Here is a 12,199-nt window from a genome sequence, read left to right on the forward strand (position 1 = left end):
CTAGGAGTTCTCCGCCAGGGCGTCGTCGAGCCAGCGCCGGATGTCGGCGCCGTCCTGGTCCAGCAGGGGTGGGGCGGTGTGGTTGGAGTTGGTGGTCTCCTGTGATGCGCCATCGAAGAACCGTAGCGGCGGTCCGGGGAGGCTGACCTTGCCGAGGAGTTCGTGCTCGACGTCGATCAGTAGTCCCTGCGATTTGACCTGCTCCCACTCGTAGACCTCATCGAGTGAGCGGACCTTGCCGGCCGGGATTCCTGCCTCGTTGAGTTTCGCCAGCAACGGTTCGGATTCATAGGCGGCGAAGGCTTTCTCGATCTCGCCGATCAAGAGGTCCCGGTTCCGGACCCGGTCGCCGTTGGTGGCGAACTCGGCACGGCCGGCGTCGAGCCCGAAGGTGGTGGCGAATTTCTGCCACAGCTTCTCGCTGCCGACGCTGATCTGGACCTTCCCGGCGGCGCAGCTGAAGAGGCCGTACGGGGCGATGGAGGGGTGGTGGTTGCCCTGTGCCTGCGGCACCTCACCGGCGACGGTGGTCCGGGTGCCCTGGAAGGCATGGACACCAACCAGTGCGGCGAGCAGCGAGGTGCGCACCACCTGGCCCATGCCGGTCTTTTCCCGTTCCAGGAGTGCCGCCAGCGCACCGTAGGCTCCGTACATGCCCGAGAGGAGGTCGGCGATGGGGACGCCGACGCGCTGGGGGTCGTCCGGCCTGGGCCCGGTCAGGGACATCAGGCCTGCTTCGCCCTGCAGGATCTGGTCGTAGCCGCTCCGGCTGGACTCGGGCCCGTCATGGCCGAAGCCGGTGATTGAGAGGATGACCAGACGGGGGTTGAGCTGATGCATCGCTTCGGTGGAGAACCCCAGCCGGTCCAGGACTCCGGGTCGGAAGTTCTCGACGACGACGTCGGCCCGCTGAAGGAGCGCCGTCAGGATCTTTTTGCCGTCGTCGCTCTTCAGATCCAGGGCGATCGATTCCTTATTGCGGTTGCAGGACAGGAAGTAGGTCGCCTGGGGGTTGTCTTCGGGGCCCACGAAGGGTGGGCCCCAACCGCGGGTGTCGTCGCCGGAACCGGGGTTTTCCACTTTGATCACGCGGGCACCCAGGTCGGCCAGCATCATTCCGGCGTGCGGGCCGGCCAGGGCGCGGCTGAGGTCCACCACGAGGGTGCCGGCAAGTGGGCCGGATCGCTCTGCGGGGGTGGGGGTAGCTGTGCTCATGATGTTCTTTCCTCTCAGTGGGGTGGCCGGTTCCGACGTTCAGGGTCTGAAGCCGAGGCTTAGAGCCAGCCCGGAACCACCAGGACCAGCCAGGCGACCAGCGGGCCGACGACGACGATGATGCCGCCGTAGGCAAGGATCTGCTTGTAGAAGCGGTCCCGGTCGGTGCCCTCGGGTGCATTGGCGAGCACCAGGGCGCCGTTGGTGGAGAACGGCGACACATCGACCACCGTGGAGGCGATCGAGAGGGCTGCAATGACCCCGATCGCGCCAATTTCGCCGGATTCCAGGAACGGGATGGCCAGCGGGATGAGCGCTGCCAGGATCGCTGTCGAGGAGGCGAAGGCGGAGACCACTGCCCCGATGTAGCAGATCAGCAGGGCTGCCAGCAGCGGCATGCCGAGGCTGGCCACGCCGTCGGAAACGTACTCGATGGTTCCGGCTTCCTGCAGGACGCCGACGAAAGTGAGCATGCCGCAGATCAGCAGGACCGTGGACCAGCTGATCTTCTCAACCGCGCCCTTCTGGGACCGTGGCGAGATCAGTGCGAGGGCGACGGCGACAGTAATGGCGACGAAGCCGACGTCGACCTTGAAGCCGAGGGCGACGACGGCCAGGATGATCAGCCCGGCGATGGTGGCGTACTGTGCCAGGGTCTGCTGGGAATCGGTGGCGACAGCGCCGCCGTCGTTCCCTGATGTGGCTTTGCCCTGCAGCGAGTCGGTGCCGGACCCGGTACCGCGGAAGTCGACGTCGGCGCCCGAGGCGCGGGCTCCCACGCTGGCGCGCATCCGGGCGTCGGCTGCACCTTCGACGAACTGCTCGACGCGGGCGGAGAAGAGCTTCCGTCCGCCCAGCACCAGGAACAAGACGACGGCGATGAGGAAGTTGAAGATCAGGCTGGAGAGGAAGAGGGCCAACGGGCTGTAGTCGAAGCCCGTGTCCGCGACGATGCCGTTGACGATGACGCCGTAGACGGCGATGGGCGAGAAGCCGCCCGCCTGTGCACCGTGGACCACCATCATGCCCATCAGGAGGGGGCTGATCTTGTGCTTGGCTGCGAAGCCCAGGGCAACGGGAGCCATGATGGCCACGGCGGCGGGGCCAAGCGCGCCGACTGCGGTGATCACACCGGTGATGATGAACATGATCCACGGGATCAGGGCCACCCTGCTGCGGACGAGTTTGACCGCTCCGTTGACCAAGAGGTCGATCGTGCCGTTATTTTGGGCGATCGCGAAGAGATACGTGACCCCGACCAGGGTCAGGAAGAGACCACCGGGGAAGTTGGCGATGATGTCATCGGTTTCCATGCCGAGGAAGACTGCACCCAGCAGGAAGGCGCCCACGAAGGCCAGGGCGCCCATGTTGACGGGCAGCAGCGTGGCAATGAGGAACATCGCTGCCAGGATGATGATGGAGAGGAGCGGGACGGACATAGGGCTTCTTTCGCCGGTGAAAGTGTGATGTGACGCACGTTACCTGCGCACTGGACTAGACTGTTAGACACTAATCCATTTGTCAATTGTGACCTGGTCCCCGCCGACCTGCTCGTAGACTGGAAAGACCATTCCCGCCGACGACGAGGACCGCTGATGAACTCACCGCCCGATCCACGGCATCTGGTTCGCGCACCACGGCCACGACTGTATGAACAGCTGGTGGAGCAGATTCTCGTCTACATCGAGGAAGCCCAGCTGGGACCTGGCGACCTACTACCAGCCGAGCGCATCCTCGCCGACCAGCTGGGAGTGTCGAGGGCCACACTGGCGCAGGCGCTGGTGGCCCTGGAGGTGCTGGGCATCATTGATGTGCAACATGGGACGGGTGCCGTGCTGGTCTACCGGCCTTCCCTGGCGACGGTGATCAGGAAACTGCGTGAGCACCAGTCCCGGCTGCCCGAGATTGCGGAGGCCCGCAGCACGCTAGAGGTCAAGCTAGCCGCGCTGGCAGCTGAGCGGCGCACCCCTGAGGATCTGGTGGCGATCGACGCTGCATTGGACGCCATGTCAGGGGAGATCGACGGCGGAGATCGGGGGACGCACGGGGATGAGCTGTTCCATCAGGCGGTGACCGCGGCAGCCCACTCCCCCGTGCTGGGGCAGCTGATGGCGTTCATTGCCGAGATGGTGCTGGAAACGCGGATTGAGTCGTTAGGCCAGCCGGGCCGGCCTGAACAGTCGTTGAAGTCTCATCGGGTCATTGCCGAGGCGATCCGTTCGCAGGACGCGTCTGCGGCGGCAGCTGCGATGCAGTCGCACATCGATCTGGTGTCGGATGTCGCGCTCCTGAAGTAGCGGTGTGTCACCGGGTGCGGGAGCGGAGTTGCCCGTACTCGTGACTTTTGGCCCTAGGGTTCCTGGGTGGTTGTGCGGGAGGCTGAAAGCCCACCTAGCTGATCCGGAGGCCCGCTGTGAATGCGTCCAAACCGATTGCCGTCGCCACCACTGACAATGCCCAAAGCCAGGCGGCGGTGAGATGGGCTGCCCGCAGGGCGGAACGCCTCAAGCTGCCGCTGGTCATCATTCACGTCGTCGACGACCGCTGGGTGACAGAACCCATCCCCTGGGCCAACAGCCTCCTCAAAGACGGCGAGCAACTGCTGGAAAATACTGCCCGGCGCGTCCGCGCGGATCATCAGCTGGAGGTCACCACCAAGCTCCTCGAAGGCGGAGTGGCCGGGAAGCTGGGACAGTATTCGGCAGAGGTATCAATGTTGGTGGTCGGCTCGGGCAGCATCCATCTGGGTGGCTCCCTCACCGACCGTGCCCTGCAGATCGCCGCCACGGCTGACTGCCCGGTAGCAGTGATTGGTGCCCACGAGGGTGATGGCCGCCGGGGAGTAGTGGTTGGTGTTGATGGGTCGGAAGAATCGATCCAGGCGGTCGCCTTCGCCGCTGCTGAGGCAGACCGGGATGGCCAGGAACTGGTAGTGGTGTACGCCGTGCATACGCCCAATCACCTGCTGGATGAGGGCCTCCTGCCCCGAACGCTCAACCAGGCCCTCGAGGAAGAGGAACGGGTGGTGTTGTCCGAGACGGTCTCCGGCGTCGGGCAGGACTTCCCTGACCTCACGGTGCGCAAGGTGCTGGAAACCGAAAGGGAACCAGCGGCCGCACTGCTGCACGCGGCAGCCAACGCGACCCTTCTGGTGGTCGGGAGCCGCGGGCGGGGCGGCTTCAAACGGCTACTGCTTGGATCGACCGCCCATGGTGTCCTGCACCATCTCCCCTGCCCCACCGTGGTGACGCCACTTCACCACATCAAGCACCTGGACTAGATCATGGCTGCCAACGACGCCGTTCCCCAGAAATCCTCCCTGTCCGCTGATGATTGCTGGCATTTGTTACGGGCTGGCTCCTACGGTCGGCTTGCCGTCTGGGTCATCGACCACCCCGAAATATTCCCAATCAACTACAGGATCGATCGAGGTCTGCTGGTGTTCCGGACCGGTCATGGCACCAAGCTGGCCTCAGCCCTGGGCAAGGTGGTTGCCTTTGAAACGGATGGCACCGAGAACAACCGCAGCATCGCGTGGAGTGTTGCGGTCAAAGGCCACGCGAACCGGCTGGATCGCACGCCTGAGATTCTCGATTCGGTGGGTAGGCTTCTCGTCCCGTGGGATGCCGGAACAAAGGACCATTTCATCGGCATCACCCCGGAAAGCCTCAGCGGACGACGGTTCACCATCGCCGCGCCATTCTCCTGGGGTGGTCAGCTGGACGACGCTACCCGGGCCGGACTGGAGTAGGACCCGCCGGTGGGACGACGGGATCGCAAGTCCTTCAATGCTGCGGGGAGCACAATCGCCAGGAAAGGAACGCTCCACAACCAGAATCCCCAGCCAAAGAGCATCAATCCGAGATGGAAGGTGATGACTCCCAGCCACCCCACCTTGGCGGCAGTCCCGCCCCTCAACAACAACACCCCCAGGGTTGCTTCGCCAACGGCGAGAGCGAGCCCCCAGCCGGCTGGTTGAGCCATGAACACCTGGTGCCACGCCTCCGTGACGAGAGGGAAGACGGCTTCGTTGGCGAACGCCGCGTAGAACTGCGGATCAGCCGCAACGATGCCGAGGTGTATTCCCCCGGTAAACAGGAAGAATCCGCCCACGACTTTTCTCATTAACCCACGACGGCGGCTTCGGGTCCGGACCGAGCGGGTGGTCGTTGCGCTGTCGAATTGCCTGGCATCCATAATTCCGACTCCGGTATTGAAAAAAACGAGCTAGGTACCCAACCATCCTTGCCCTTCCTGCCACGCCACGGCAGGGACCTTTGACCCTTTTGCCTTCCCTGTGGCAGAACCACCCTTAAGGAGGGAAAGTGAGACGAAGGGGGAAGATCGATGAGGGTCCTTATTGCGTATGCGACCAGGCACGGGTCAACTGCTGGGATTGCCCAGCGGATTGCTGACCGTCTGGTGAACGACGGCATCCCGGCAGAAGCCCTGCCGGTTGAAGAGGTTCGCGATGTCAGCGTTTACAACGCCGTCGTACTGGGCAGCGCTGCGTACATGGGACGGTGGCTCAGACCGGCGGCAGCCTTTGCAAAACGACACCGCGAAGCGCTCCAATCCCGGCAGGTCTGGTTGTTCAGCAGCGGGCCGCTCGGCCGCAGTCTCGTCGATAAGGATGGCAGGAGCGTCCTGCACAGCAGTCGACCGAAGGATTTCGGGGAGTTACAAGCAACCCTGAACCCCAAGGATGCGCGGGTTTTCTTCGGCGCCTGGGACCCTAACTCCCCCGTTGTCGGCATTGGTGAGCGCCTGATGAGGCTGGCTCCGGCCTCGACCGGGGCGCTACCCGGCGGAGATTTCCGTGACTGGGATGCTATCGACGTTTGGGCAGACGACATCGCAGCAGCGCTGAAGGGTTCCGCTGGGGCGACCTGACGTTTCGCAGGTGGGCCCAGACAGCCAGCGCAATCAGGGGCACGTGAAGTGCTGGCAGATTATGTGCAAACCATCTCGGTAGGTAGATGTCAGTCACTGATCCGGTGGGGTCGCCCAACCGTTGCGCCAGCGGAGTCAGCGGGCACCGGAAACCATTGCCAACGAAGACGAGGATTTCGCCACCGACCACCACCGCGGCAATTCCTGCACGCCGGTCTGTCTTGCCCGCGAGGCCTGCGTAAAGCACGTACACCACGCAGGCTTCAATGGAGAACCATGCGAAGGTATGAAACGCCTTGACAGCCTTCAACGCGAGACGGTGTTTATCCATGGGCGGCATGCTGGTTGGCAGCGGCGGCGAGAAAGGAGCCAGCCGCCAGCGTAGGTTTTGTTTCCCTGCTGAGGAGTGCGACCTCGGGTCGGAACACCGGTTCAATCATGACGGTGCCCAGCCCTGAGCGGTTGTCCAGCACCGCCCAGGTCGATGGCATCACGGCGTGGCCCTCCCCGCCAAGAACCGGCGGAAGGATCGAGGTCCGGTGGGCAACCTTCACCGCGATTCCTCTCGGTGCCGTAGGCCAGTGCATCAGATGACGTAGCTCCTCTGATGTAGCTCCTCGGGAACCTTTGGCGAACTTCCCCTGACCATGTGGTCAATATGGTCGGCAACCCAAACGGCCCATGAGCTGGCGATTGGTGCCGTTCTTGTGCGGCTCGGTGTTCACAGGTTGAGGATACAGCTCACCCTGATTGGCGTCCTAGATCCGCTTGCTAGTCCTGGCTTCATCCTGGCTCCAAATGGGCAGATAGGCAGACTCTCATCGTTCGAATATTTGTTCGAGAGGTTTGTCCACATAGCCCGGAATTCCGTAGGAATGTCGGTGGGGTTTGGGACAATAGAGGTATGGAAGGCAGCGCAGCTCCATCACCGAGACGGAAGGGAAAGGCGAGCTCAAGCGGTCGTTGCAACACCCCTATTGATGTGAGGTGCTGCGTACGTTGTCGAAGAAGGAACGGATCGAGAATGAGGCGCGGTTTTGGGTGTTGATGGCGCAGGGCTCCACGTTGACGGCGGCGTGTGATGCTGTGGGTGTGAATCGACAAACTGGGCGACGTTGGCGGCAAGCAACCGGTGGGCGGATCCCGCGTGCCAAGCCGGAGCCGTCGGGTCGGTACCTGTGCCTGGAGGATCGGCTGCGGATTGCCGACCTGCATCTGGCCGGGACCGGCGTGCGGGGGATCGCCCGAGAGGTGGGGCGGTCGGCCTCGACGGTCAGCCGTGAGCTGCACCGCAACGGCCCCGAACCGGGTCCGCGGGGGCGGGGGAAGTACGCTCCGTATGCTGCCCAGAAACGGGCCGAGCTCCGCGGACGCCGACCCAAGGCCAGCAAGTTTGATGACTTGGAACTGGCATCCTTAGTACAGGCCAAGTTGTGCGTGAAGTGGAGCCCCGAGCAGATCAGCGACCACCTCGCCGCGGCGTTCCCAGACCGAGCGGAGATGCAGGTGTGTCCCGAAACGATCTACCAGGCACTGTACGTCCAGGGCCGCGGTCATTTACGCGCTGACCTGCACCAACACCTGCGCACCGGCCGTGCCATGAGGCGTCCCAGACGCTCCACCGCTGCTAAGAGTTCGGGGAAGATCCCAGACATGATCCTGATCAGCGAACGGCCCGCCGAGGTCGCAGACCGCGCCGTCCCTGGCCACTGGGAAGGGGATCTGGTGCTGGGCTCAAACTGCCGCTCGGCCATCGCCACCCTCGTGGAGCGCCAGACCCGGTTCACGATGCTCATCCACCTGCCCGAGGACCATGGCGCCATCGCGGTCCGTGACGGTCTCCTGGCGGCCATCAAGACCCTCCCAGCACACCTGGCTAAGTCGCTGACCTGGGACCAGGGCACCGAGCTGGCCCAGCACCGCCAGATCACCATGGCCACGAAAATGGCCATCTACTTTTGCGACCCTCATTCACCGTGGCAGCGGGGCTCCAATGAGAACACGAACGGGTTGCTGCGCCAGTATTTCCCCAAAGGCACAGACCTGTCCGTGCACTCACCCCAGCGGCTGCTCGAAGTCGCTACCGAACTCAACGACCGGCCCCGCAAAACACTCGGCGGGATCACCCCCGCACAAGCCATGGAACGACTACTATTCGAACCAGGCAAACCCATCGTTGCAACGACCGCCTAAATTCGCCAAACCCCTCCCGGGTAGCGGCTCCGCGGGGCGCCTCTGGTGTTGTTTCTACTGGTGGTGCTGGTCGCAGCGTCGTTGTGGGAGATACGACGGCTGTGGCCGAAGCCCTCGACTCGTTGCGGCCGGCTGTGGATGTGGTGGGGTTGATTGATCAGTTGCGGGAGTTGGAGGATCTGAAGTCGGCGATTGCTGGGGTGCAGGCCCGGATCACGGTCGCGATCGACGTCTCCGAACGCCACACCCAAACCCTCGCCGGGGTACCCGCCGCGGAGCGGGGCAAGGGGGTGGGGGCGCAGATCGCGTTAGCGAGGCGTGAATCCCCATCCCGCGGCAGCCGGCTCCTCGGCTTGGCGCGTGCACTGGTCACGGAGATGCCCCACACACTGGCGGCCCTTCACACCGGTCAGTTGAATGAGTGGCGGGCGACCCTGTTAGTGAAAGAGACCGCGTGCCTCAGTAGTGCTGACCGGGTAGCCGTCGATGAAGAACTATCAGCTGATACGGGTAGGTTCACCGGGTGTGGGGATAAGGCGGTCGTCGCGGCGGTGAAGGCCGCCGCGTACCGGCGGGATCCCCGGTCGGTGGTGAACCGTGCCGCCCACGCTGTCACGGAGCGGTGTGTGAGTATCCGCCCGGCACCGGACACCATGGCCTATCTGACAGCGTTGCTTCCGGTGAAGGAGGCCGTCGCCACCTACGCCACCCTGACTCGTCACGCTGACACGGTCCGGGGTACTGGTGACCCGAGGTCTAGGGGTCAGGTGATGGCCGATACCCTCGTCGAACGCGTCACCGGGGTCCCCGGGGGTATCAGCCGGGTCGAGTTGCAGCTCATCATGACCGACCGTGCCCTCTTCCAAGGCGACAGCGAACCGGCCAGGATCCCCGGCTACGGCATCGTCCCCTCCAGCTGGGCACGCAACCTCCTTCAGGTAGAAACACCGACCAACCCAGCAAACAGCCCAACAAACAGCCAGGACGGTTCAACCAGCCCGGCAACCGGTCGGGCAGATTCGACCGGGTCAGGGTCAGCTGGCGGCACTGTCACTGGGCGGAAGGGTCAAAGCCGGTCGGGGCAAGGAGGTTCGGCTTTCGATGTCTGGTTACGTCGCCTCTACACCGCACCATCGACCGGGGATCTGGTGGCCATGGATTCCAGGGCCCGGCTCTTCACGAAAGCGCAACGCAGATTTATCACCGCCCGGGATGACACCTGCCGGACCCCGTACTGCGACGCACCGATCCGCCACATCGACCACATCATCCCCTGGCACCGCGGCGGGCCAACATCGATCAGCAACGGGGCAGGACTCTGCGAAGCGTGCAACCACACCAAAGAACACCCCGGCTGGACTGTAGCCCCCGTCCCCGGACCGAGACATCAGCTCAAAACCACCACCCCCACCGGCCACACCTACCACTCCACCGCACCACCCCTATCTGGAACTGGAGCTGGAACTGGAGCTGGAGCTGGCGCCGAGCCGGGGAGAGCCAAACCAGCTATTCGGCTCGAATCCGTCACGCTAGGTATCCGACGCCGTCGGATACGGGAACGCGGAAGCCCTCAACCCGGAGCGGCCTGAGCACGGCGCGGCTTGAACCCGGTGCCGCCTGAACATTCACCCGCGGAGTAGTCTTGACCGTCCAACAGCGGAACGTCGACCGACAGATGTCCACGCTGAACCGTACTCACGCTGAAACGTCCACCCTGCCAGGAGGCTGCAATGACGGCAACCACATCGGCTGCGACTCGTGACGAAGTACTCGCCGAACTCGCCTTGCTCGAAGACCCGAAGATCAAAGCAGTGAACGAGCGGCACGGTGACGATCACGCGGTCAATTTGGGAAAGCTGCGTGCCGTCGCAAAGACACTCAAGACCCAACATGATCTTGCCCGTGACCTCTGGGCTTCCGATGACACGGCTGCACGACTGGTAGCTCTGCTGATCTGCCGCCCGAAGGCTTTTGACCGAGACGAGTTGGACTCTATGCTGCGCGAAGCCCGCGCACCCAAGGTGCACGACTGGCTGGTAAACTATGTGGTCAAAAAGAGTCCTCATGCCGAAGACCTCCGGATAACCTGGTCAGCGGATCCTGACCCGATCGTCGCAAGCGCGGGCTGGGCGCTGACTTCGGAACGAGTGATTAAGAACCCAGATGCTATCGATCTGCCGGCGTTGCTCGATGTCATCGAAGCGGAGATGAAAGACGCGCCGGACCGACTGCAATGGGCCATGAATCATTGTCTGGCCATGATCGGTATTGAACACTCCGCGTATCGTGCCCGTGCACTCGCTATTGGTGAGCGCCTGGAGGTGCTCAAGGACTATCCCACTTCCCCGAACTGCACCTCGCCGTTCGCGCCGAATTGGATCAATGAGATGGTGAGCCGACAGGTGGGCAAATAACAATTGGCCCCCTCAGGAGGAGCGGAAAGAGCTCGCCCACCGGCCGTTGGGGCGGCGAGCGGCTGCCGGAGCGTGCACGTATTCCCATGAGTGTTGCGAAGGTTACCGGCGAGTAGCTATCGTGTGTGCGGTGCACGCTCCCGCCCGGGGAGCTTCGATGATACGAAGAGGTTTCAGCGCATGCCGCACCGTTTTTCGACATTCCTTGCCACTGTTGCCCTGCTTGGCGGAAGCCTAGCCGGGGCGCCTCCTGCCGCAGCCGATACCTTGGACATCTCCCCGCCAGGAGCGAACAACTGGTCCTGCCAGCCGAGTGCCGAACACCCGTACCCCGTCATCCTCGTGCCCGGAACGTTCGAAAGCATGCTCAAAAACTGGTCCACGCTCTCCCCGGTCCTCGCCGGGCAGGGTTATTGCGTCTTCGCTCTCAACTACGGCACCACCAATAACATCGATGCCACCGGCCCGGTGGCTGATTCTGCCGCGGAGCTTGGTTCGTTCGTCGACGCCGTGCTGGGTGCCACCGGAGCAGAGAAGGTAGATCTGGTCGGCCACAGCCAGGGCGGCATGATGCCGCGCTACTACATCGGGTTCCTCGGCGGCGCCAAGAAGGTCAACCACCTCGTCGGAATCGCTCCCTCAAACCATGGCACCGAGGGACTACTCGTGCCCGCCGGTGACGACCCGTTGCTCGCTGCGTTTGACTCCAACTTCCTCTGCCAGGCATGTTCCGATCAGCAGGCTGGTTCACCTTTCCTGACCGAGCTGAACTCGATCGGTGACACGGTGAATGGTCCGTCCTACACGGTAATCAGCACGAAGTACGACGAGGTTGTTACGCCCTACACCAGCCAGTTCCTCGACGGGCGAGCCAGGCAGGTCACCAACATCACCATTCAGGACAAATGCGCGCTGAACCTGATCGAGCATGATCAGGCTCCCAACGATCCAGTGGTGCACCGGCTGGTGTCCCATGCTCTTGCTCAGGATGGCCCGGCGGATCCGACGTTCCAGCCACGCTGTCTGTAGGCGTTCCCGACCAACGGCGCCATACCTGGTCCAGTTGGCCGACAAGCATGGGTGGACCGTCACGGCTGACGAGGGGCTGCGCAATGTCACTTCCAGGGCCCCAACCGCCGCGCCAAAGATCCGGAGGAATACCGGCTGGCCAGCTGGATGAATGTCCAGCGGGTGAACAGCAAGGCCGGCACACTGCGCGAATGATCACGTCCGAGGACGACTTCAGCGTAAGGTGCCGGTGAACGTAGCCCACCACCGTGCGCATATGTTCAATGTCGGAGTCGGTCAGGCCGGCCTTCTTCGTGGACAGAATCTTGATGATTCGACGGCCGGATGCGTGGCCAACCGATTCTCCGTCGTCGTCTTTCTGGCCGACCTCCTATGACTCATCCGTGTCCAGCCACTCGTTTAGCTCAGAAGCGGTCATATTGACCGATTCCTTCCAGTCATCCCACAGCTGCGGA

Annotated in this window: 12 protein-coding genes and 1 pseudogene; 8 read left to right on the plus strand and 5 right to left on the minus strand. The window is 63.3% G+C overall.

Going from position 1 to position 12,199, the window contains the following annotated elements; genetic code table 11:
* Both H4V95_RS11535 and H4V95_RS11540 read right to left on the minus strand, forming a co-directional pair.
* Entirely contained in the window at positions 1-1,215 is a 1,215-nt protein-coding gene (locus tag H4V95_RS11535; RefSeq protein ID WP_209730657.1) for a CaiB/BaiF CoA-transferase family protein, read from the minus strand.
* Positions 1,216-1,274: 59 nt separating this feature from the next.
* On the minus strand, positions 1,275-2,654 hold the full coding sequence (locus H4V95_RS11540; protein ID WP_209730659.1) for an SLC13 family permease: 1,380 nt from the start codon (positions 2,652-2,654) through the stop codon (positions 1,275-1,277).
* A gap of 156 nt (positions 2,655-2,810) precedes the next feature.
* Between H4V95_RS11540 and H4V95_RS11545 the strand changes: the two genes are divergently transcribed.
* The 3 genes from H4V95_RS11545 (at position 2,811) to H4V95_RS11555 (ending at position 4,966) form a co-directional block, all read left to right on the plus strand.
* On the plus strand, positions 2,811-3,512 hold the full coding sequence (locus H4V95_RS11545) for a FadR/GntR family transcriptional regulator (RefSeq protein WP_209730661.1): 702 nt from the start codon (positions 2,811-2,813) through the stop codon (positions 3,510-3,512).
* Between the two features lie 116 nt (positions 3,513-3,628).
* Positions 3,629-4,495, plus strand: coding sequence for a universal stress protein (locus H4V95_RS11550; RefSeq protein WP_209730663.1), 867 nt, complete (start codon positions 3,629-3,631; stop codon positions 4,493-4,495).
* A 3-nt stretch (positions 4,496-4,498) separates the two neighbouring features.
* Positions 4,499-4,966, plus strand: coding sequence for a pyridoxamine 5'-phosphate oxidase family protein (locus H4V95_RS11555; protein ID WP_209730665.1), 468 nt, complete (start codon positions 4,499-4,501; stop codon positions 4,964-4,966).
* Here the strand turns inward: H4V95_RS11555 and H4V95_RS11560 are convergent.
* Entirely contained in the window at positions 4,930-5,340 is a 411-nt protein-coding gene (locus H4V95_RS11560; RefSeq protein ID WP_209730667.1) for a hypothetical protein, read from the minus strand. The genes H4V95_RS11555 and H4V95_RS11560 overlap by 37 nt on opposite strands.
* A 222-nt stretch (positions 5,341-5,562) precedes the next feature.
* Between H4V95_RS11560 and H4V95_RS11565 the strand changes: the two genes are divergently transcribed.
* A complete protein-coding gene (locus tag H4V95_RS11565; protein WP_209730669.1) occupies positions 5,563-6,108 on the plus strand; it encodes a flavodoxin domain-containing protein in 546 nt (181 codons plus the stop codon).
* 323 nt (positions 6,109-6,431) lie between these two features.
* Here the strand turns inward: H4V95_RS11565 and H4V95_RS11570 are convergent, their stop codons facing one another.
* Positions 6,432-6,662, minus strand: a complete 231-nt coding sequence (locus H4V95_RS11570; RefSeq protein ID WP_209730671.1) for a hypothetical protein — start codon at positions 6,660-6,662, stop codon at positions 6,432-6,434.
* Positions 6,663-7,155: 493 nt separating this feature from the next.
* Between H4V95_RS11570 and H4V95_RS11575 the strand changes: the two genes are divergently transcribed.
* The 4 genes from H4V95_RS11575 to H4V95_RS11590 all read left to right on the plus strand — a co-directional run bounded on the left by H4V95_RS11575 (position 7,156) and on the right by H4V95_RS11590 (position 11,744).
* A complete protein-coding gene (locus H4V95_RS11575; protein WP_395939873.1) occupies positions 7,156-8,301 on the plus strand; it encodes an IS30 family transposase in 1,146 nt (381 codons plus the stop codon).
* Between the two features lie 101 nt (positions 8,302-8,402).
* Positions 8,403-9,890, plus strand: coding sequence for a DUF222 domain-containing protein (locus H4V95_RS11580; protein ID WP_312884017.1), 1,488 nt, complete (start codon positions 8,403-8,405; stop codon positions 9,888-9,890).
* Between the two features lie 141 nt (positions 9,891-10,031).
* A complete protein-coding gene (locus tag H4V95_RS11585; protein WP_209730675.1) occupies positions 10,032-10,715 on the plus strand; it encodes a DNA alkylation repair protein in 684 nt (227 codons plus the stop codon).
* 180 nt (positions 10,716-10,895) lie between these two features.
* Positions 10,896-11,744, plus strand: a complete 849-nt coding sequence (locus tag H4V95_RS11590; RefSeq protein WP_209730677.1) for an alpha/beta fold hydrolase — start codon at positions 10,896-10,898, stop codon at positions 11,742-11,744.
* A 220-nt stretch (positions 11,745-11,964) separates the two neighbouring features.
* Here the strand turns inward: H4V95_RS11590 and H4V95_RS11595 are convergent.
* A pseudogene (locus tag H4V95_RS11595) lies at positions 11,965-12,192 on the minus strand (DUF3140 domain-containing protein); the annotation flags it as partial.
* Positions 12,193-12,199 lie beyond the last annotated feature (7 nt).

The sequence above is a fragment of the Arthrobacter sp. CAN_C5 genome, assembly GCF_017875735.1.
Classification (GTDB): domain Bacteria; phylum Actinomycetota; class Actinomycetes; order Actinomycetales; family Micrococcaceae; genus Arthrobacter_D.

Excerpts from the sequence above, each read along its gene's own strand:
- H4V95_RS11535 (WP_209730657.1), bottom strand. The coding sequence starts at position 1,215 with ATGAGCACAGCTACCCCCACCCCCGCAGAGCGATCCGGCCCACTTGCC.
- H4V95_RS11540 (WP_209730659.1), bottom strand. The coding sequence starts at position 2,654 with ATGTCCGTCCCGCTCCTCTCCATCATCATCCTGGCAGCGATGTTCCTC.
- H4V95_RS11545 (WP_209730661.1), top strand. The coding sequence starts at position 2,811 with ATGAACTCACCGCCCGATCCACGGCATCTGGTTCGCGCACCACGGCCA.
- H4V95_RS11555 (WP_209730665.1), top strand. The coding sequence starts at position 4,499 with ATGGCTGCCAACGACGCCGTTCCCCAGAAATCCTCCCTGTCCGCTGAT.
- H4V95_RS11560 (WP_209730667.1), bottom strand. The coding sequence starts at position 5,340 with ATGAGAAAAGTCGTGGGCGGATTCTTCCTGTTTACCGGGGGAATACAC.
- H4V95_RS11565 (WP_209730669.1), top strand. The coding sequence starts at position 5,563 with ATGAGGGTCCTTATTGCGTATGCGACCAGGCACGGGTCAACTGCTGGG.
- H4V95_RS11575 (WP_395939873.1), top strand. The coding sequence starts at position 7,156 with ATGGCGCAGGGCTCCACGTTGACGGCGGCGTGTGATGCTGTGGGTGTG.
- H4V95_RS11585 (WP_209730675.1), top strand. The coding sequence starts at position 10,032 with ATGACGGCAACCACATCGGCTGCGACTCGTGACGAAGTACTCGCCGAA.
- H4V95_RS11590 (WP_209730677.1), top strand. The coding sequence starts at position 10,896 with ATGCCGCACCGTTTTTCGACATTCCTTGCCACTGTTGCCCTGCTTGGC.